The organism is Bacteroides faecis (assembly GCF_020091505.1).
Taxonomy (GTDB): domain Bacteria; phylum Bacteroidota; class Bacteroidia; order Bacteroidales; family Bacteroidaceae; genus Bacteroides; species Bacteroides faecis.
This window is the reverse complement of record NZ_CP081916.1, coordinates 5,963,330-5,984,498: the sequence shown is the minus strand read 5'-3', so window position 1 is coordinate 5,984,498 and position 21,169 is coordinate 5,963,330. Positions and strand designations below refer to the sequence as shown.

The following is a 21,169-nucleotide window of genomic DNA, read 5'->3' as shown; positions in this document are numbered from 1 at the left end:
TTTGTCAATACAGAGATTGCTGAATAAACAAGAATCCAATCATAATAATCCTTCTCATGATGTCTCCCGGATTAATGCACTACTTCTTTATGAAAAGGAGATGTTTATAACGTGAGAAACAAAAATGTGCCCTTGTGAAAGTCCCTGTTTTTGTATTATTATGTATTCAAGGACGTTCCTGTTTCCCACATTTCCCCTTTTTCCCTCGGGAACGTCCTTTTGATTTTTACTTTTCAACGAATGTATTCAGTGAGTGAGCCTGCAGGGTAACACATAAATAGCGATTTCCCAATTTCACAGTCACTTCCTTAGCTTCTCCATTGAAGTTTCCGGCTATTACTACTTGCTTCTTTTGCGGAGTCATAACTATCATTACCGGTGTCTTGTCATCTTTGCCTGCTTTATAAGACAGTATCTTTGATCCTGGAGTTATGTAGTGACTATAATGTTTTACTGCATAATATTCAGGGGTATATGTGGCTGTTCCGGCTTTTGAATCGACATGAATCAGCGCATTTTGTTTCCAGCCCCAACCGCTGAAACCTCCATCATACAGAATCGCATTCCAGAAAGTATACTCTTCACAACCATTACCCAGATAATGATTCATCAGACCGAAGGTATGTTCGGCTGCTTTCCAGTCAAAAGAGCCCCAGCCGCACTCACTTTCTGTCTGTACATATTTGTATTGCGGATATTTGGCACGAAGACGAGGCAGGATCTGCCCGCCTTCCCACTGGAAGCCGACTCCTTGTATTGTCTCCGGCATTCGCGGATCGGATAATACCTGATCAATGATGTCATAGCGGTTGGTATTGATGGTGCCTAAATACACCTTAACTTCCGGATGACGCTTCTTTAAAGTGGGAGCGAGATACTCAACATTGAAACAGATAATACCTTCCGGCGTCCAGGCACAGCCCGGATAGTTTGTGTAACTCCATGATTCGTTCTGGAACATGACCATAGAAACGGGAATGCCTTGTTCTTTGTACGCGTCAATGAATTTGCAGAAATAGTTGGCGTATGTTTGCAGATAGCGCGGGTCCTGTATAAAGTAATCGTTCACTGCCAATTGGTGTGGGAATACTCCATCTCTCTTTTCGGTGTTATTTTCAAACAGAGCTACGTCTGATAGCGGAGACATCTGATTCTGATTACGGTCACTACGTACTGAATAATAATGGTTAATCTTCATCCAGGAAGGAGGTGACCAGGGGGATGTCCAGAAAGTCATATTCGGATTATACTGTTGTGCCGCTTTGATGAAAGGAATCAATGTCGTTTTATCCCGGTTGATATTGAAATGCTTTAACTGGAAGTCACCGGATACTTCGTCGCAACTGTACCAGTCACGGGCGTAGTCATTGGCATTCATGGAAAAACGTCCCATATTGAATTTCAAGTCTCCTTCGGGAGAAAAGAGTTGCCGGAGAATTGTTTCCTGTTGTGTTCTTGGGAGCATGTTAAGCGCGTCCCATCCCAGCTCATTGAAGCATGTTCCCCAAGCTTTGAAGGTAGTGCCGTCTTCCGAACCGTCTATATCAAGCACAGGAGCCTGTGCGGCTTTCGTCTGTAGTTTGATTTTGGCTTGTTGCCAGGTGTTTCCTTCCGTACTGCTGATCCATTCGTAGGATTGTGCATATATATTGCTTATGGAGAGTGTCAATGCTATCCCACTCATTAAGATTGTTTTTCTAATGATGTTCCTCATATTTCTATATATTCATTATTGGTTATTATTCATAGGTTTCTATGGAAATATTTGCCTCCGGCAATCCTTTTGCGGAGACAGTGAGATGAATGTTTCCTTCTTGTGTATCGGGTTGCACGATAACTATTGCTTTTCCACGGAATGTTTTGGGAGTCAGGGAACGGAAACTTCTCATATCATCGGCACTTCCGTTTCCGGAAGCGATGACCGAACCTTTTCCGCCGGATTTGATCTCCAAAGGAATCTCACAGTCGGGAATGACTCTTCCGTCTTTATCCAAGACTTCAATTTTTACGTATGCCAGATCATTTTTATCGGCTTTTATCTTAGATCGGTCAGCAGTCAGACGGATACTTGCCGGATTTCCGGCAGTGTTGAGTGCTGCTGAAGCGGTTTCTTTCTTTCCTTTCACGTTGCAGGCTTTTAATTCTCCCGGTTCGTAGGGAACTTCAAAAGAAGCGGTATAAGTATCGGGTGTTGTTTCCTTTTCACCTATCAGGCGATTGTTCAGATACAGTCGTACTTTGGGAGAACGGCTATAAACATGTACGGTCATCGTTTTGCCTTCCATGCCTTTCCAGTTCCAGCTTAACAGTTCGTTTTTCCATCCCCAATAGTTGATATCTTCTCTTTTTCCATTGGCTACAGGCGGTTGAACAGCCAATGAAATATCTCGTCTGTTCCAAAGTATGTCCCGATAGTAAGATTGTGGTTTCTTATCTCCGCAGAGATCGATATCACCGCACCAGGCATTGTACCAGGGCCATCCCATGAATTGAGGACTGTGTTCTCCGGGAGCGAGTTCAAGAGTATGTGCCAAACCGGCTTCACCCAGATAATCGATGGCTGTCCACACAAAGTCTCCAATCAGATAGGGGTTCTTGTCAATCAGATTCCAGTTTTGTGCCGCTTCCTTGGGAACAGATTCGCTGCCGTACATCACTCGTTCGGGAAAACGTGCGTGATCTTTCTCGTATTCTTTCCATTGATAGTTGTAGCCGGAAACGTCGAGATTGCGGAATGCTCTTTCCGAGTCTTTTTCCCAGCTGAAATGTCTTCTGTCCCAAAATGCGTTGACTGCGGCGGTAGAGGGGCGGGTAGTGTCATATTTTTCAATGGTTGCGATGAGTTTCTTTGCAATCACTTCTCCAGTCGGTTCGTCTGCACGTTCGGCTATTTCATTACCGATGCTCCACATGATAATGGATGGATGGTTTCTGTCTCTGCGGAGCATGGTTGTCATGTCATGTTCGCTCCATTCGTCGAAATACTGGTGATAATCCTGCGGACGTTTGGCTTGTTGCCATTGGTCGAATACTTCGTCAATAACAAGTAATCCCAGTTTGTCACATGCTTGCAGGAAGTATTCTGAAGGCAGATTATGAGAACATCTGACCGCATTGAATCCGTTCGCTTTCATCAGTTCTACTTTGCGTTCTTCTGCTCTGTCGAGAGCTACTGCACCCAACAGACCATTGTCATGGTGCAGGCAACCGCCTCTTAGTTTCAGTGGTTTTCCATTTAGCAGGAATCCTTCTTTTGCATTGAACTCAATGGTACGTATGCCGAAAGGGACCGTTATCTGATCCGATTCCTCTTTGTCTGACCGGACGGAAATATGGGCCGTATATAAATGAGGTGAATCGACGGACCATAACTCCGGTTTCTTGATTTCAAAGGAGAGGGAGAGGGGAGTATTTCCTTCTCCTGCTATATTCACCTGTTGGGTTGCAGAGTAAACTTCAGCGCCCTGCGGGGAAAGAATCCGCACGTTCAGATGACTGACAACTTCTTCTTTATGGGCGTTATGCAGAATGGTGTGAAGATTGACTGTTGCTTTTCTGCCTTCTACTTTAGAAGCGTCTACGAAAGTATCCCATTCGTCTAAGTGGACTTTATCTGTTTTTATCAACCATACATGGCGGTAAATCCCGGAACCTGCATACCAGCGGCTGTTCAGTCCTTCATTAATGACTTTTACGGCGATTGTATTGGGAATGCCGGGGGCATTACAGTATTTATTAATGTCGATTCTGAAAGGAATATATCCGTAGGCATTGAAACATGCCTTTTGTCCGTTTATCCATACTTCCGTCTGGTTGTAAGCACCTTCAAAATAGAGGGAGAGGATTTTGTCCGTATCTCCCGGTTGGAGGATCAGTTCTTTTCTGTACCATCCTTCACCGCCTACGGTCTGTCCGGTATCCGGTCCGCCTATGCTCATGCGGGAAAAAGGACCGATGGTTATACCTTCTCTTTGTACGGGTAGAGGTTCCACACTCCAGTCATGGGGAATGTCAAGCACTCTCCATCCGCTGTCGTTGAAGGAAGGTTGTTCGGCATTTGCAATGCATCCGTGATAGAATTTCCAATGTTGGTTCATGTTTATCTTACGTTCCGAAGCAGAAATGCTTGTCGTAAAACTTAACATGGAAAAAGAAATAGCCAATAAGATGGCTGAGAATCTGAAATGTTTGTCCATAGCTTTTGTCATTCATTTGATATGTGGACAAAGGTAGGGAAGAACATCAATCCGGCAGAACAACAATGTAACAAACTACTGCAATAAATGTATCAAAATCTATGCTGACATATTTGTAGCAGGTGTTTGATGTAATTATACTCGTCGACTTTACATATCTTATTTATGATATTGAGTAGGAAGTACTCCGAACATTTCTTTAAAACATTTGCTGAAATAACTGGGGGTGGCAAATCCTACTTTTTCGGATATTTCAACAATAGACAGGTCTGTGTCCGTTAATAACCGGGCTGCTTTCTTCAACCGGATACTTCGGATAAATTCTGTCGGCTTTTGTCCGGTAATGGATTGAAGCTTACGGTAAAGATTCATTCGGCTCATACACATGTCGTCGCTGAAGAGTTCTACGCTATAATCGTTGTTATCCAGATTCTTCTCGACGAATGCCACCGCTTTTTTCAAGAACTCTTCATCCACTTTTGAAGTGGTCAGGTCTTCCGTATTCACTTCTATTTCTGTCAGGAATATCTGTTTACGCTTCTGTTGCAGTGCAAGCAGATGATGAATGCGATTGTCCAGAATTTCCATGTTGAAAGGCTTGGTCAGATAACAGTCAGCTCCTGATTTATAACCTTCCAATATACTCTCGTCGCCGGTACGGGCAGTGAGCAGTATGATGAAGAGGTGGGAGGTTTTGACATTCTGTTTCAGACGATGACATAATTCGAACCCGTCTATTCCCGGCATCATGACGTCACTTACCACTATATCCACTTCTTTTTCGTTGGCGATGGTTTCTGCCTCTTCTCCATTGGAAGCTTCCCACACCTGATATTCCTGTGATAGTTGCTGGTACATGAATCGGCGGAATTCTTCGTTGTCTTCTACCAGAAGAATTGTCCTGCGATTATTTGATGATACTGCTTCCTTGCTTTCTCTCTCTTCTCTTGGCGATAAACGTTCATCTGTCAGATGGGTTGGGAGATAAATGCGGAATTCACTTCCCTTATATCTTTTGCTGTCCACTTCAATGAATCCGTGATGCAGACTGACATACTCTTTGACGATGTGCAACCCGATACCGCTTCCTGCTGTGGCTTGTCTGTTTTCGCTTGCGTCGATCTGATAATAACGATCGAAAATATGAGAAAGAGCTTCAGACTCTATTCCTTTTCCTGTATCTTCAATTCGAATGCATATATACTGTGTTCCATCTTGGGTTATGGTATCCGCAGAAACTGTAATGCTTCCGCCGGGCGGAGTAAATTTAAATGCATTATTCAGTAAGTTGTAGAGGATACGATGCACCTTATCCCGGTCAAAATACATATGTACCCCTTGTCGTGGCAGTAAGATAGAGTATTCAATTTGTTTATTGGTGGCATACGCTCCAAATACTTCACAAGTTGATGAGACAAATTCGTAGATTTCTCCATTCATGAGCTGTAGTTTCTCACCATGCACTTCTAGTTTCCGGAAGTCGAGCAGTTGGTTTACTAATTGAAGTAATTCCTGTGCGTTGCGATAAATGGAAGATAATTGTTGCTTCAATTTGCTGTCCTGAATATCCGTTAACAGGCTGCTCAATGGAGTGATGATGAGTGTCAGAGGAGTACGCAGTTCATGACTGATATTCGTGAAGAAACGGAATTTCATTTGCGTCAGCTGTTCTTCCATCTGTTCTTTCTGTTTTTTGTGCAGGCGGTTGAAGTATAACTTTAGTGATCCTGTCATGACTAAAATGATGGAGATGATGCCCAGTGTATATGCCCACCAGGTCTCGTACCATGCGGGGAGACGGTGAATTTGTAAACAGGAGACAGGTTGTGCCCAGCAGCCGTGAATATCTGTTGCTTTTATTTCCAGCGTGTAGTTACCTTTCGGGAGTTTGGTGAAATAGGCTGTATTGATTCCCGGTGGCAAATAATTCCAGTTGGTGTCCCATCCTTTCAGGCGATAAGCATAACTGATTTGTCCGGCATGCAAGTGTTCAAGGGTTGAAAAGGAGAGTTCTATATTTACATTGTCGGGAGCCAGTTCGATTAGTTGTGTATCTATGCCCATGATTCGCCTGTTTCCATCTGTTTTGATAGATGAAATCACCGGCTTTATGTCGTTGGGAGATTGGTCTAATTCCGGCGATGGGGTAGCAAGGCAAAAAGCGCCGATTCCTCCAAGGCAAATCGTACCGTTTTCTATTTTCCCTATGGAAAGGAAGTAATCTACCTGAATGAAACGGTCTGAATTGTACAGGATTCTGAATGAATGATTTTTAGGATTATATTCTTTTACATACTGATCGGCCAATATCCATAAATGGCCGAGATTGTCCACGGTCATACTTTTAACCGCATCTCCATTGGCATTACACGCATTGTCTTCTTTGGCCAGTGTTTGCAATTGTGGGTGGTAACTATATACATTTCCTTCTAGTGTGGCAGTCCATATCTTATTGTCGGGGGATATGATGATGGAAGAATAGTTTTCACCTTTGTGGATGGAGTGTACTTGTCCATCCGGGGGAAGGCATGAGAATTCCAGCGTTTCGGTGATATAGTAGATAGCTTTATCGGGAGAAATCGCTATACCGTTGATTGCGCCCGTGTCCTTATGAATTCTTCTCATATTCCCGTCCGATATGGAATATTGATAGATTGCATTTTCTGTTCCAATCCATAAGTTCCCCTGGTCGTCTTCATGCAACACGCGAATCTGACGGGCATCCGGAATACGGATTTCTTGTATGCATTTCATTTTCATGCTCTCATGCTGTAGGTGTACCACACAGGCATTTCCACTGGCAGCCCAGATTCCCGGTTGTATCCGGCATTTCTCTATACATTTTATAATATGGTATTTGCCTGTATCGTTCGGAAAATCGGAGGCGAAAGAAATCTGTTCAGAAGCCGGATGATACAATGATAGTCCTGTTCTCCCCTGCCATATCCAGTAATACTCTTCTTCCCGGATAGTCCTGTCTGCCATCACCGGGTAGCCGGTGATGGCAGACATAGCGGGGGTAGGATAGCGTTTTATTTTATTGGAGTCAAATGAAAGGATGAATGCGGAGAATATCCCGGTACCCATACGTTGCCGGAACGGTCTTCTATGATCCGGTCCAGTATCTTTTTGCCTTTAGGCAGGAAAGCTTCGGTAGAAACCGGATGAAGTTTATTATTTATAATTTGATAAGCATACAGGTCATTCATGGCTGAAACCCACAATACTCCTTGTCTGCTGTCTTTTAATAGTCCCAGTATCTGGCTTTTATGTGGATTATGCTCACTGCCTTCTAAAGTGGCTGGTTGCAATGTGCAGTTGTCCGTATCTGTTTGTATATTAGCAGAAGGAGTAAACCGCACGACTCCTTTTCCCCATGTGGCTATCCAATAACAGTTATTCTGTGCATCTTCTATCATTTGTGTAGGTGATGCGCCGCATGTCCATGGATGTGGTAAGAAGTGATCTGTTGCAGGATGGTATTCTAAAAGCCCTCCCCACCATTGCATTATCCAAAGGGTATGTTTACTGTCCTCGTAAAAGTCTGAAACATTTTGTTTATGTCCTTTCCATTGCGAGGGATAGCTGCCAAGTAGTTTGCTGTCATTGGAGTAATGGTAGATCATGCCATCTGCCGCCACCCAGATTGTTCCGTCATGGATGGCCCGAATGGCATTAATGGCTTGTTGCTGAAGTTCTTTGTTCGTTATTTCCGTTATCGAGTAATTTCTTTTATCCAGTTTGTATAGTCCCCGTTTGGTCCCGAACCAGATATGATGATTGTTGTCTTCTGTCAGACAGGTGATATCGTTACTTGATAATAAGTTAGGGGTATTCAGGTCGGAACGGAAGACATCAATCTGATAACCATTGTCACGACATAGACCTCCTCCTTCTGTCGCATACCACATATATCCCTCACTGTCTTGCAGTATATGATGGATATGTGCTACCGGTAACAGCTTTTGGGTAGGTAGTTCGGTGACGACTACCTGCTGGGCTGATACAGATAATGTAATTAAAAAGCTAATGACAAATATGCAATATTTCAGTAATATGCCTTTCATATAATAATATAATAGCGGAAGTTTTTATGTACTTCCTGGGCAAAGATAGCTTTTTTACTTCATAACAAACGTAACTACTGATCTTTTAGGTATGGAAATGTAATTTCCTGCAACTTCGTTGACAGGTATTACTGAAGATGGAAAGCCCTTGAAAAAGAGTAAAGGGATAGAGTCTATAAGTATGGAAGGGAGGAAAGTAATATTGAAACTCTCTTTTGAAGATTAACTTTCTTTTGCAGGAAACAAAAAAGCACGGTGATGTTTCATCCCGTGCTTTCTTGCTATTGTCATTGTTCTGAATATCAGTTGTTATGCATTCAGTGCCTGTTCGATATCTGCGATAATATCTTCTGCATTTTCGATACCTACGGACAGACGGATCAAGTCCGGACGTACACCTGCTTCGAGCAGCTGTTCGTCTGTCAGCTGGCGGTGAGTGTGGCTGGCAGGATGAAGCACACAGCTGCGTGCATCAGCAACGTGAGTAACGATGGCGATAAACTCCAGTGAATCCATAAATTTGATGGATACGTCACGTCCGCCTTTCAGTCCGAAGGAGATAACTCCGCAAGAGCCGTTCGGCATATATTTCTGCGCCAGAGCATAATATTTGTTATCCGGCAGACCGCAATAGTTTACCCAGGCCACTTTCTCGTTTTTGGAAAGGAACTCGGCTACTTTCTGTGCATTGCGACAGTGCTGTGGCATACGGAGATGCAATGTTTCCAGTCCCAGGTTCAGTAAGAAAGCATTTTGCGGGCTTTGAATACTGCCGAGGTCGCGCATTAACTGTGCGGTTGCTTTTGTGATATAAGCTCCTTTGCCGAATGCTTTCGTATAAGTCAGGCCGTGATAAGACTCGTCCGGAGTACACAGGCCGGGGAATTTGTCGGCATGAGCATCCCAGTCGAAATTTCCGCTGTCAACGATACATCCGCCTATGCTTGTTGCGTGTCCGTCCATATATTTGGTTGTGGAATGAACAACGATGTCCGCTCCCCATTCAAACGGGCGGCAGTTAATCGGAGTCGGGAATGTGTTGTCTACAATCAAAGGTACCCCGTGATTGTGTGCGATGCGGGCAAACTTCTCGATATCCAGCACTTCGAGAGAAGGGTTGGAAACCGTTTCTCCGAACAGTGCTTTAGTGTTTGGCTTGAAAGCTGCGGAGATTTCCTCTTCGCTGGCATCCGGAGTGACGAACGTTACGTCGATGCCAAGCTTTTTCATTGTCACACCGAACAAGTTGAAAGTTCCACCGTAGATAGCGGAAGAACAAACGAAATGGTCTCCTGCCTGGCAGATATTGAAAATGGCATAGAAGTTGGCTGCCTGACCGCTGGAAGTCAGCATAGCGGCTACACCACCTTCGAGGGCGGCAATCTTAGCGGCAACAGCGTCGTTCGTCGGGTTTTGCAGGCGGGTGTAGAAGTAACCGCTGTCTTCCAAATCGAAGAGGCGTGCCATTTGCTCGCTGGTATCATATTTGAAAGTGGTACTTTGGTAGATGGGCAACACGCGTGGTTCGCCCTTTTTCGGCGTCCATCCTGCTTGTACGCACAGGGTTTCGGGCTTGAATTGTTTTGCCATAATGATATCGGGTTTAATGATTTATTGCCAAAAAAAGTTTTAACGGTGCAAAAGTAAGGAAAATAATTGTATTTTTGCCCTGTTTATGAGTGAAATGATACCCTTGTGAGGGAGATAGCTAGTGTAAATATGAAAAATAAACTCTACATCCTATTATTTATAAGTTTCCTCTTTTTGGCGGGCAGCGTGCAGGCTCAGCAAAAAGCGACTCCGAAGGCAGGTGAGGGAATTTCTACTTTCTTGTTGCGCCATAATCGTTCTCCAAAGAAATATTACGATGATTTTGTGGAACTGAATAAGCAGAAGTTAGGGAAGAATAATGTTCTGAAGATGGGGGTAACTTATGTGATTCCTCCGGTAAAACGTTCGTCAGGAACTTCGGCTAAACCCGCTCCGGCAAAAAAGACTGCGAGGAAGGAGGTGTCGACGGAGGATACGGTCACTAAATCGAGAACTTCCGGAGCGAAGAAAATCGGTACAACCATCAACGAACCTTTATTCGGGAAGAAACTGTCGAGTGTGAAAGTTTCTTCCAACCGGCTTGCAGGTGCCTGTTTTTATGTAGTCAGCGGACACGGTGGCCCCGATCCCGGAGCGATCGGATGGGTAGGCAAGCATGAACTTCATGAAGATGAATACGCCTACGATATCGCCCTTCGTCTGGCACGAAATCTGATGCAGGAAGGAGCTGAAGTGCATATCATCATTCAAGACGCTAAAGATGGTATCCGCGATGATGCCTATCTTTCCAATAGTAAACGTGAAACTTGTATGGGCGATCCCATTCCGTTGAATCAGGTGCAACGTCTTCAGCAACGCTGTAACAAGATCAATGCTCTTTATCAGAAGGACCGTAAAAACTATACTTACTGCCGGGCTATCTTTATCCATGTGGATAGCCGGAGCAAAGGAAAACAAACGGATGTGTTTTTCTATCACTCCAATAAGAAGGCTGAGAGTAAACGGCTGGCCAATAACATGAAAAATACTTTTGAATCAAAATATGGCAAGCACCAACCGAATCGTGGCTTTGCCGGAACGGTGAGCGGACGCAATCTGTACGTGCTTTCTCATACTACGCCTGCTTCTGTTTTCGTAGAGCTGGGCAATATCCAAAATACATTTGACCAACGGAGACTGGTGATGGATTCCAATCGCCAGGCACTTGCCAAATGGCTGATGGAAGGCTTTCTGAGAGATTATAAGGGAAAGAAATAAACTTTTAATTTCTCCTTTCGTGAACAAATCAGAAAGGGGAATGTTATATACATGCAAATCGCCTGAAATACTCTTGTAGGTATGCGAATATATATAAGTCAGTAACATATGCCTCCCCGGCATAGACAGGATGATTGCATAGTAGTTTTGTCGTGTTTTATTTTGTGTTTGTGTTGTGACGGTGCTGCGATGTGAATCGGGGTACCGTTTTTTGTTAAAAAGCGAAAATCATTCCATTTTTTTCGGACCTCTGTGAACAAAATCCGTTCAGATACGTTATTTATTATGCAAATCACCTGATAAAGCTTCTTATGGGTATGCGAATATAGATAAGTCAAGCAAGGCATGCCTCCCCGGCATCACAGGTAAGATTGCATAGTAGTTTTGTCGTGTTTTATTTTGTGTTTGTGTTGTGACGGTGCTGCGATGTGAATCGAGGTACCGTTTTTTGTGCAGGTTATTTGGAATTTCTTCTGCGGTAGTCAGAAATGTTCTCTCCCATTATGTGTTTGAAGAAGCGGCTGAAAGTACATACGTGCTCGAATCCGAGAATGGTGGCAATCTCTTTCACGCTTGCCGGGCTTTTCAATAACAGGCGTTTGGCTTCTGTGATTATTCGTTCGTGGATAATTCTGAGAGGAGAAGGGAGCTGGTAAGAGGCGAAAATATTACTGAGAGTTTTGGGCGAGCGATGTAACATTTCCGCATAGTCGGCAACTCGTTTTTTTTCTTTGAAATGTTTATCTACGAGGATGGAGTATTGCCGTATGATATCAAAGCCGCTTTCCTTTTTCTGCGAGTCGGAAAAGTGCTCTCTTGCCAGGCGGGTACATAGTATGATAAAACGTTTGAGTAGCAGGCGGAGCATTTCTCCTTCAAGGCTGTCATTCAACAGAAATTCATCTCTCATTTTATCAATGACTTCATAAAGCTGTCTGATGGTAATCTCCGGAAGTTGCATGTTGACAATACGAGAAGTTCCATTGAATAATAATCCGTTGCATGAGACTTCTTCATCGTGCTTGTAGATGCTGTAGAATTCTGAATTGAATAAAAGTCCGATATATTTCCCTTCTGCTTTTTTTATTTTAATGTCATGCAGTGGGCTTAGAGAGATAAATTCGTCTTTGCCCAAAGTTTTTTCTACATGGTCGACAACAAGAGTTGCTTTTCCTTCTTGTATCCAGATAAATTTGTATAAGTCATTCGTCTTATGACCTGCCAGAACTGCTGGTAAATTGTTTGTCAGTAGGATAATTCCTTTCAGTGAATTAGTGTAATAGTGTGTCATAAGAGTAATAGATAAAAGGGGGCGATGATGCTTCTTGTATGAGTTTACATAAATATAAATTTCTTTTTCAGTAAATTCTTGATCTTGCTTTTTAGTGATTGAGAGATGATCGGTTTGGAAAGATAGCCGTTAAATCCGTTTTGCAAGATACGCTGTTCATCTCCCTCCAAAGCATAAGCTGTGATAGCTAAGATCGGAATGTCTTCTGATAATTTTCGTATTTCGGTAGTTGCTTCATAACCGTCAAGAACCGGCATTTTTATATCCATTAGTATCAGAGACGGTTGTGCTTCTTTGAATAAGTTAATAGCTTCCAGCCCGTTCCATGCGTGGAGCAAGGTATATTCTTTTTCCAGTATAGTTTTAAAGAGTTTATAGTTGCTTGGATTATCTTCAGCAATCAGTATTTTTACGTCTTTAGGATTGTTGATACTCAGTTGCTCTTTTTTTTGCTCCTCGACTTCTTGTTGAGGAGGTAAAACGGGTTGGCAGGGAATCTCGAACCAAAACTCGGAACCTTTGCCTACTTCGGAAGATACTCCTACGTGTCCGTCCATCTTTTCTGCAATCATGGAGCAGATGGATAATCCTAGTCCTGTGCCTTGCTTGAAGTTATCCAATTTGATAAAGCGCCCGAAAATCTGCTGCTGTTTTTCTTTGGGGATTCCACTTCCCGTATCCCTAACGAAGAACCTGATTTTATCTTCTTTCGGAGGGTAATAGCCGAAATGGATGTATCCGGAAGAAGTGTATTTGATTGCGTTGGATATATAATTGTTGATGACTTGCAGTACACGATTCTTTTCGGTGTACAGCATACATTCGTCAAGAGCCGGCAGGAAACGGATTTCTACGTTCGGACCCAGGTCTAGTTTCAGGCGTGTGGCAGATTCTATCTCGTTAAAGCTGCCGTTGACATCCATATCACCATATACAAATTCCAGTGTACCGGATTCTATTTTGGATATGTCGAGAATGTCGTTTATTAATTGTAGCAGGAGTTGATTATTGCTTTCGATGATGTGGACATACTCTTTGCTTTCTTCGTTCGGATGTGTATCTGCGAGTAGAGCGGAGAAGCCGACAATAGCGTTGAGAGGAGTCCGTATCTCATGGCTCATATTGGCAAGAAACGCAGATTTCAACCGGTTGGCTTCTTCTGCTCTTTCTTTGGCATGTAGCAGCTCCTGGTCTAGCTTTTTCCGTTCATCAATCAGTCGGGTGGCTCCGACAAGTACAAGCGGTTTGCCGTTTCTATCCCGTTCGCTGACGATTGCAAAGGTTTCTGCCCAAGATGGAACATCATCTCCTTCATAGATAATCTGGTACTCCTCGTTGAAAGGAGAAGGAGTTCCATTCTTTAGATTATCGAAAGCTTGACGTATCCGTTCACGGTGCTCGGGGATAATCTGTGAATAATAATCATCTCCTTTTTCGATTACGGTGCCTGTTGCTGCATGAGTTTTCGGTGTGAAGTAGCTGCGGTTACAGGTTATTTCGTCTTTTCTTAAGTCCCATGTCCATGATATCAGGCCGATAGCTTGCATGACAAACATATAGTGGCGGTTCATTAGTTCTATCTGTTTGCGTTGCATTTCAAGTTCGGTGATATCCAGAGAGGAGCTGACCAGCCAGCGTTCGTTGCCTTTAGGAAAGCAGACTAATGCTTTGTGGATAGACAGAATTTTAGTCTGACCGTCTCTGTTGGTAAAGCGTTTGATGAACGATTTCGGTTTGCCGTTTTCAATCACTTCTCTTTCTGCTTCAACGAGGAAGTCAGTACGTTCCTTGCCGATAAAGTCTTCCTCTCGTTTCCCTATGATATGGGAAGCATCTGTATTTACCATTTCGGCTGCTTTCTTGTTCCATACCAGATATTTGCCTCTGTCATTAATATCTTTCACAATAGTAGCAATAGGAAGATTGTCAAGAAGGGATTTGAGAAAAAAGTTAGACCTCTCGTTGCGGATACGTTCATTTTCAATGTCAGAGATATTACGTACGAATCCCAGAACATGATTTTTGTCATAATAAGCAATATGTACTGATACGTAAAGAGATTCTCCTTGCATGTTTTTTATCTGAGTCTTGATGTGCAAGTTTTTTTTAGTTTTCAACACCTGCTCTATTGCTTCCATATTCTTTCTGAATTCCTCATCGTCCGTTATTATCTGACGGATTTCCATATGCTCCCCTTTTTTGATGCTTTGCACGTAATTTTCTTCTGCGGGAGTGTTTAGAATCTGTTCTACAATTCCATGTTTGTCTACCAGATAAACTGCCACATCTAATGAATTGATGATACGTTTATTCATGTTCTTGTGCTTCTTGCCGATACGGTAAAAGTAATGACGCATGACGAAGATAACCAGTGGAATGAGAATGAGTCCAAGAATGTTTTTCCAGTATTTTTCGTAGAAACTGACTGGTTCATTATAAAGGTGAATCTGGTCGGGACAGAGCTGTGGAGATATGTTGAACCATTGTAAATCGAGATAGTTAAAGTAGTTTTCAGGAGTCGATTGTCCGGCATCGGGTGGAATGTCGGATGCCGGTTTGCCTTCTCTTATTTCGTCTATGATTCTCATACAGTCGGTTGCATAGTCACTTGCGCTGACGTAGTAGCCTCCACCAAAGTAGCCGTCCTGTGGGTGTAAGTCTTTTAGCGTGAAAAGAGGGGAGTTGGCAAAGCCTGTAAGTGTTTTGCCTATATTGTCGGTAAGGAAACTGTGACTGGGCATCTGTTGCGGCTTGTGCCAGGAGAAATACAGCAGTCCGGTACTTTTGTCGTAGCTGCTGACTGTGTCGAGCAGTTGTTCCAGGTCGAGTTCTCTTTGTGAGAGCCATATAAGCTTCAGGTCGGGGTAATGCTGCCGGACTGTTTTTTCTACTTTGCTGAATACCATGTGGCTCATATAGAGACTATCTGAAATAAAAGCAATGTTCTTCATTTCCGGCTGGAGAGCACGCATCAGTCGGAGGGTTTCTTTGATATAAAGCTTTTGCTCCAGAAAGGTGATGTTGTAGTGTTTCTGTAATTCTTTGATGGTGGTGATATGGAGAGAGTCGGGTGCTTCATATGCCAAAATGCTTTGCAATGAGTTAGGCAATGTGGCTAGCGGATGGCATAGGATTACAGGAATGTCTTTCCAAGTGGTTTCGAATAAGTGAGAAGTGATATGCCATCCCATTGCACCTATGATGACAACTGCTTTAGGACGATTCGAAGCATATTTCTGCAATATTCGGGCGCATTGTTCTTTAGAATCTTTTTCCGTGTCTGCCGACGGAAAGGACAGGGTATAGGAATCTAAGTATAAATTTGATCGTTTATGACAATGATCTTGTAACTCTTTATTGAAGTCTTTATCCCAGGTTCCATTAGCTAAAGTGGAATTAAGTATTAAGATAAATTCCTTTTCAGTCTCAACTGCTTGGGTGCTGATTGCGATTAATAGACTTACTGTGAACAATATGATTTGTTTCATCTTAGTATTGCTTGTCCTTTTGTTATACAAAGATAGTCTTTTTTGCGAACTAAGGATATATAAGAATATGAAACGGGAAATATTGTTATCACATAGGGAAAAATTGTAATTGGGTAGGGAAGGCGAGAATAAGCATCTTTGCAGAGAAGGTTTTGCTGCTTCTGTATGGGGAATAAACAGTGTGCGGTAACTTCTGAAAGGGTTGCCGCACACTATAATGATATGGTATATACTGACTGGTATTTAATACACGCTTGCCGATTTAATAACGATATTTTCGAGCAAAGTTTGCATCTTTTCGATGACAGGTTCATTTTCCAGCCCATAATTGGCTGCCATCGGTTTCATTAATGGGAAGGTAGCCCATACACTGCCGTTCTTGTCTTCCCATACAGAGATTTTCAATGGCAGTTCGATAGATATGCTTGGATTTTCCTGCATCAATTTGGTGCCTACTTTGGGCGAACCGAATACGATAACCTGATTGGGGCAATTGGTTTTCATACTTCTTCATAAATGTTCCTCCATTTTGAGCTAGTATCGTTCCCGAAATCAGCAATACCATAATTGTTAATACATTCTTTCTCATAACATTCGCTCCTGGTTGTTTGTTGATTAATTATTATGTTGCAAAGGTAAAGGATGAGAAGGCAGAAGAAAAGCCCTCAACGAGTTTAAATATGAGTTTTGCTCTCATGCTCTCACGGTCTGCCTGTATCCCTTTATTCATCGGAGTTGCAGTGATGGTAGCAACTGTGGTGGCAAGTATGAGGGCAAGCGTTTGCTCTCACTTTGTTTTTGTTCTGCAGTATATTGTTTTTCTGATGTTATTTGTTGATTTATAATGTGTTAATACTTGATGTGTCAACTATTAATGATTGACGTCCCGGCTATTAATAACTGATAAATCAGACGTTAATAGCTGAGACTTCATATATTATTGACCGATAAATGGTTCAAGCCTTCTGAAAGAACAGGTGAATTGAAGCAACAGATCCGGTCAACCTGACCGGATGGTGCGGTTCGTTCAATTCTATCGACAGGTGTTTCAAAAAGTTTCAAGCGCTTGAAACACTTTGTTTCGCTGTATGAAACACTTTGTTTCATTGCTTGAAACAGTTTGTTCCAAGGCATGAAACAAAGTGTTTCAACGGTTGAAACTGATCCTGGAACTATTTGAAAATGAAGAATGAAATAAGAGAAGGGAAATAAGAACGGACTTACAAAGATTCTGAAATAATATGCCTTATTATTTATAGTAGAATCTATGTAAGTCCGTATCATTTCCGGTACCTTCAAAAGTACCTTATCGGGATGTTATAAAGGCATGTTACCGTGCTTTTTGGGCGGATTGGTCTGCATCTTGTTTTCCGTCATCTCCAAAGCCTGTATCAGGCGTTTGCGAGTCTGTCTCGGATAGATGATTTCATCAATGAATCCCAGTTCGGCAGCCTGATACGGGGTGGCAAACTTTTCTTTATATGCCTCCAGTTCTTTAGCTTTCGTTTCTGCATCTGCCTTGCGGAACAGGATATTGATTGCGCCGTCGGCACCCATCACTGCAATTTCCGCACTTGGATAAGCAAAGTTTACGTCGGCACCTGTCTGCTTGGAGTTCATTACGATGTAAGCGCCGCCATAGGCTTTGCGGGTAATGACTGTCAGTTTGGGTACGGTAGCTTCGGCAAATGCATATACGATTTTAGCACCGTGGCGGATGATTCCGTTGTTTTCCTGTGTATATCCCGGCAGGAATCCCGGAACATCTTCAAAGGTGATCAAAGGTATGTTGAAGCAGTCGCAGAAGCGGATGAAGCGGCTTGCCTTATCACTGGCATCGATATCGAGCACTCCGGCAAGATAGGCTGGCTGATTGGCAACGATACCTACCGAACGGCCTGCAAGGCGTGCAAAACCAATGATGATATTCTTTGCAAAGTTGGGCATTACTTCGAAGAAATAGCTGTCGTCTACCACTCGTTCGATAATGTCCTTCATGTCATACGGCACATTCGGATCGGCAGGTACTATCGTATCTAAAGTGGCGTCTTCGCGGTTCACTTCGTCCGTACAGTTCTGTTTTTTCGTTTCATCCATATTATTCTGAGGCAGGAATGAAAGAAGTTCGCGGATGCTCATCAGCAATTCTTCTTCTGTGTTGCACATAAAGTGCGTTACACCACTCTTGCTGCTGTGAGTCATCGCACCGCCCAGTTCTTCTTTGCTTACCTCTTCGTGAATCACCGTTTTTACCACGTCCGGACCTGTAACGAACATATGGCTCTTTTCCTTCACCATAAAGATGAAGTCGGTAAGGGCAGGAGAGTAGCAGGCACCTCCAGCGCAGGGACCGAGAATGGCGGAAATCTGCGGAATCACTCCGCTTGCCATCGTGTTCTGATAGAAAATATCGGCATATCCCGAAAGACTTTCGATACCTTCCTGAATACGCGCGCCACCCGAATCGTTCAGCGCAATAATCGGAGCACCGTTCTTCAACGCCAGCTGCTGCACTTTTACGATTTTCTTGGCATTGGAAGCTGACAGCGAACCGCCATATACCGTAAAATCATATGCATAAACAAATACCTGGCGACCGTCAATCTTTCCGTAACCAGATACGATACCGTCTCCCGGAATCTTATTTTTATCCATACCGTAGTTGGTACAGCGGTGAACCATCAGTTTGTCCAGTTCTACAAAAGTACCTTTATCGAGCAACATCTCGATACGTTCGCGGGCAGTCATCTTGCCGCTTTCGTGTTGCTTCTCTATCTTTTCCACACCTCCGCCAAGAGAGGCGATGCGGTCACGTTCTTCAAACGTGGCATATGCGTTATTCTTTTCTTCCATAATGCAATCCGTTCTAAATATTATGCAATCGGTTCTAATGTTATTAATGTCTGCTCACCGGTGATGTTATCACCTTCCTGAACCAGAATTTCTTTGATGCGGCAGTCTGAAGATACTTTATAGTTACTTTGCATCTTCATGGCCTCAATCACGATGGCGGTGTCTCCGGCTTTCATTTCCTGACCGACCGTTACGGGTATTTTCACCACCTTGCCCGGCATCGGAGAGGTGATGCAGTCGTTTTGTTCCTCTTCGCCTTTCTTGCGCATGCGCAGGTATTTCGCCTGGCTGTCCACTATCTCTACATTGAAACTGCTATAGTGGGTATTTACCTTGTAGTTTTTACCATTCTCGCGGCGAATCAGTTGCGCGTTCGAACTGCGGCCATCCATCAGAATGTTGCAAGTACCGTTTTCGGCCATTACGACATCTGCTTCAAATGTCTTTCCGTCGATGGTAAGCACCACTTTATTATCTTCCTTGCTGACCAGTTCCACTTCGGCCACACGGTTTCCTATATGAATTTCCATAATTGAATATTCTTTGTTAACGTTAGATTCTCAACACACCTTTGTGCAATCCGAACTCTTTCCACTTGCTGATGGGGCGGTTGTCGGTTGCCATGCCGCTGTTATTCTCTTCAAGATTCATCAGATAGTCCATATATGCGGCAATCAGAGCTACGTTTTCGGAGCGTTCGCTGGTGCGCATGATGCACTGTTGCAGGTATTCGCCGTTCTTGGCGATGAATCCGGTATCGTAATGACCTTCTACAAAGTCGGGAGTATCCATGATGGCACGCAGGTAGCTGATGTTGTTTTTCACTCCGGTGAGTTTATATTCGTGGAGCACGCGGCGCATCCGTTCGATGGCATATTCGCGGCTGGTGGCCCATACTATCAGTTTGCCGATCATCGGGTCGTAGTAAATAGGTATCTCATAACCCTCGTATACATAGCTGTCGATGCGTACACCGATACCGTTCGGTTCTGTAATCTGCTTGATGATTCCCGGGCTTGGCATGAAGTTCATTTCTGTATCTTCGGCACAAATACGACATTCGATAGCGTGTCCGCGTTGCTGAATATCTTTCTGCTTCAACTGCAGTACTTGTCCGTCGGCTACCTTGATCTGCTCTTTTACTAAGTCGACGCCCACTACCTGTTCTGTTATCGGATGTTCCACCTGCAGGCGGGTATTCATTTCAAGGAAGTAGTAGTTACGGTGTTTGTCTACCAGGAACTCGATTGTTCCCGCACCGATATAGTTGACAGCTTTTGCCGCAGCTACCGCTTTCTCTCCCATATCTTTGCGCAATTCCGGAGTGACAAAAACCGAAGGAGTTTCTTCTACAATCTTCTGATTGCGGCGTTGAACGGAACATTCACGTTCGCAAAGGTGAATGACATTTCCGTGTTTGTCACCCAATACCTGAAACTCGATATGGTGAGGCTCTTCGACGAATTTCTCCAGATAAACCGTGTCGTCACCGAAAGAAGACAAGGATTCGCTCTTGGCAGTCGTATATGCTTCTTCTACTTCTTCGGCACTGTGGATGAGGCGCATACCTTTTCCACCGCCACCCATAGAAGCTTTCAGCATCACCGGATAGCCGATCTTGTTGCAAAGTTCTACAGCTTCTTCTACGCTCTTCAGATTCTCTTGTGTACCGGGAACTACAGGGACTCCTGCTTCTATCATTTTTATGCGGGCGGAAATTTTATCTCCCATCGCTTCCATTGTTTCCGGATTGGGGCCGATAAAGATGATGCCTTCTTCCTGGCATCGACGGGCGAAAGTGGCGTTTTCGGAAAGGAAGCCGTAACCCGGATGGATAGCGTCGGCGTGACTCGCTTTGGCCACTTCGATGATTTTGTCTATATTCAGATAACTCTCTTTGGATGCTGCCGGTCCTACACAATATGCTTCGTCTGCGTAGAGCACGTGCTTCGCGGTCCGGTCTGCTTCGGAGAAGATAGCAATGCTCGTTATCTCCATTTCCCTGCAGGAACGCATCACCCTTACGGCGATTTCACCGCGATTGGCTACTAAGATTTTTTTTATCATACTTCTTTCATTTAAGTACATACTTATTTAATGTCTTCCCATCTGACGGACATACTCCACCTGATGAAAACACAGTATTTTCTTGATTTGGGGCTTAACAAATGATGTTCTTTACTCCTAATCCACGAGGTGCAAGAACGCTTTTACGCGAAGTGGCAGGTCTTCTGACTGACTCTTGTCTTATTTGCCTTCCCGAATTAACATCAGTGGCGTAAAATTAGTTCACTTATAAGACATTTAATAGAACTTCACAGCAGCGGGACTGTCCGGGATTTACACCCGATTCCCTTTTAATCATCGTCCGTTGGATACGGATTCCGAACCATTTCGGGGGGCAAAGATAAATAAATATTGAATAGAATATCTTTTTTTTGCACGAAAGTTTCATTTTTGTGCAAT

At 43.5% G+C, this 21,169-nt stretch carries 11 protein-coding genes, 1 pseudogene and 1 riboswitch; of the genes and pseudogenes, 1 reads left to right on the top strand and 11 read right to left on the bottom strand.

The window, feature by feature from the left end:
* Window positions 1-226: 226 nt before the first annotated feature.
* From K6V30_RS23930 to K6V30_RS23910, 5 genes are all read right to left on the bottom strand, one after another.
* Window positions 227-1,714 carry a glycoside hydrolase family 30 protein gene (locus tag K6V30_RS23930; protein WP_055269835.1) on the bottom strand — a complete coding sequence of 496 codons (1,488 nt, stop codon included), beginning with the start codon at window positions 1,712-1,714 and terminating at the stop codon, window positions 227-229.
* 25 nt (window positions 1,715-1,739) lie between these two features.
* A complete protein-coding gene (locus K6V30_RS23925; RefSeq protein WP_055269837.1) occupies window positions 1,740-4,196 on the bottom strand; it encodes a glycoside hydrolase family 2 TIM barrel-domain containing protein in 2,457 nt (818 codons plus the stop codon).
* Window positions 4,197-4,355: 159 nt separating this feature from the next.
* Complete coding sequence (locus K6V30_RS23920; protein WP_224207217.1) at window positions 4,356-7,283, bottom strand: hybrid sensor histidine kinase/response regulator transcription factor; 2,928 nt, start codon at window positions 7,281-7,283, stop codon at window positions 4,356-4,358.
* Complete coding sequence (locus tag K6V30_RS23915; RefSeq protein WP_224207216.1) at window positions 7,229-8,263, bottom strand: ligand-binding sensor domain-containing protein; 1,035 nt, start codon at window positions 8,261-8,263, stop codon at window positions 7,229-7,231. Before K6V30_RS23915 ends, K6V30_RS23920 begins: the two co-directional genes overlap by 55 nt.
* Window positions 8,264-8,572: 309 nt before the next feature.
* Complete coding sequence (locus K6V30_RS23910) at window positions 8,573-9,853, bottom strand: O-acetylhomoserine aminocarboxypropyltransferase/cysteine synthase family protein (protein ID WP_010539125.1); 1,281 nt, start codon at window positions 9,851-9,853, stop codon at window positions 8,573-8,575.
* A 129-nt stretch (window positions 9,854-9,982) separates the two neighbouring features.
* Here K6V30_RS23910 and K6V30_RS23905 point away from each other — a divergent pair, with 129 nt between their 5' ends.
* Window positions 9,983-11,071, top strand: coding sequence for an N-acetylmuramoyl-L-alanine amidase family protein (locus K6V30_RS23905; RefSeq protein ID WP_055269839.1), 1,089 nt, complete (start codon window positions 9,983-9,985; stop codon window positions 11,069-11,071).
* A 457-nt stretch (window positions 11,072-11,528) separates the two neighbouring features.
* On the opposite strand, the gene K6V30_RS23900 is transcribed toward K6V30_RS23905, so the two are convergent.
* The 6 genes and pseudogenes from K6V30_RS23900 to accC form a co-directional block, all read right to left on the bottom strand.
* On the bottom strand, window positions 11,529-12,362 hold the full coding sequence (locus K6V30_RS23900; protein ID WP_010539123.1) for an AraC family transcriptional regulator: 834 nt from the start codon (window positions 12,360-12,362) through the stop codon (window positions 11,529-11,531).
* Between the two features lie 44 nt (window positions 12,363-12,406).
* Complete coding sequence (locus K6V30_RS23895; protein ID WP_109115082.1) at window positions 12,407-15,850, bottom strand: response regulator; 3,444 nt, start codon at window positions 15,848-15,850, stop codon at window positions 12,407-12,409.
* 243 nt (window positions 15,851-16,093) lie between these two features.
* Window positions 16,094-16,339: pseudogene (locus K6V30_RS23890) on the bottom strand (DUF302 domain-containing protein); the annotation flags it as partial.
* Between the two features lie 828 nt (window positions 16,340-17,167).
* Complete coding sequence (locus K6V30_RS23885) at window positions 17,168-18,703, bottom strand: acyl-CoA carboxylase subunit beta (protein ID WP_010539120.1); 1,536 nt, start codon at window positions 18,701-18,703, stop codon at window positions 17,168-17,170.
* Between the two features lie 20 nt (window positions 18,704-18,723).
* Window positions 18,724-19,233: an acyl-CoA carboxylase biotin carboxyl carrier protein subunit gene (locus K6V30_RS23880; protein ID WP_010539119.1), complete on the bottom strand. Its 510-nt coding sequence runs from the start codon at window positions 19,231-19,233 to the stop codon at window positions 18,724-18,726.
* Between the two features lie 22 nt (window positions 19,234-19,255).
* Window positions 19,256-20,770 carry an acetyl-CoA carboxylase biotin carboxylase subunit gene (gene accC / locus K6V30_RS23875; protein WP_055269843.1) on the bottom strand — a complete coding sequence of 505 codons (1,515 nt, stop codon included), beginning with the start codon at window positions 20,768-20,770 and terminating at the stop codon, window positions 19,256-19,258.
* Window positions 20,771-20,907: 137 nt separating this feature from the next.
* Window positions 20,908-21,112: riboswitch (cobalamin riboswitch) on the bottom strand.
* Between the last annotated feature and the right edge of the window lie 57 nt (window positions 21,113-21,169).

What these genes read in the sequence shown, in the direction of transcription:
- K6V30_RS23920 (WP_224207217.1), bottom strand. Translation starts at nt 7,283, where the DNA reads ATGGGTACCGGGATATTCTCCGCATTCATCCTTTCATTTGACTCCAAT.
- K6V30_RS23930 (WP_055269835.1), bottom strand. Translation starts at nt 1,714, where the DNA reads ATGAGGAACATCATTAGAAAAACAATCTTAATGAGTGGGATAGCATTG.
- K6V30_RS23880 (WP_010539119.1), bottom strand. Translation starts at nt 19,233, where the DNA reads ATGGAAATTCATATAGGAAACCGTGTGGCCGAAGTGGAACTGGTCAGC.
- K6V30_RS23900 (WP_010539123.1), bottom strand. Translation starts at nt 12,362, where the DNA reads ATGACACACTATTACACTAATTCACTGAAAGGAATTATCCTACTGACA.
- accC (WP_055269843.1), bottom strand. Translation starts at nt 20,770, where the DNA reads ATGATAAAAAAAATCTTAGTAGCCAATCGCGGTGAAATCGCCGTAAGG.
- K6V30_RS23910 (WP_010539125.1), bottom strand. Translation starts at nt 9,853, where the DNA reads ATGGCAAAACAATTCAAGCCCGAAACCCTGTGCGTACAAGCAGGATGG.
- K6V30_RS23885 (WP_010539120.1), bottom strand. Translation starts at nt 18,703, where the DNA reads ATGGAAGAAAAGAATAACGCATATGCCACGTTTGAAGAACGTGACCGC.
- K6V30_RS23925 (WP_055269837.1), bottom strand. Translation starts at nt 4,196, where the DNA reads ATGGACAAACATTTCAGATTCTCAGCCATCTTATTGGCTATTTCTTTT.
- K6V30_RS23895 (WP_109115082.1), bottom strand. Translation starts at nt 15,850, where the DNA reads ATGAAACAAATCATATTGTTCACAGTAAGTCTATTAATCGCAATCAGC.
- K6V30_RS23905 (WP_055269839.1), top strand. Translation starts at nt 9,983, where the DNA reads ATGAAAAATAAACTCTACATCCTATTATTTATAAGTTTCCTCTTTTTG.
- K6V30_RS23915 (WP_224207216.1), bottom strand. Translation starts at nt 8,263, where the DNA reads ATGAAAGGCATATTACTGAAATATTGCATATTTGTCATTAGCTTTTTA.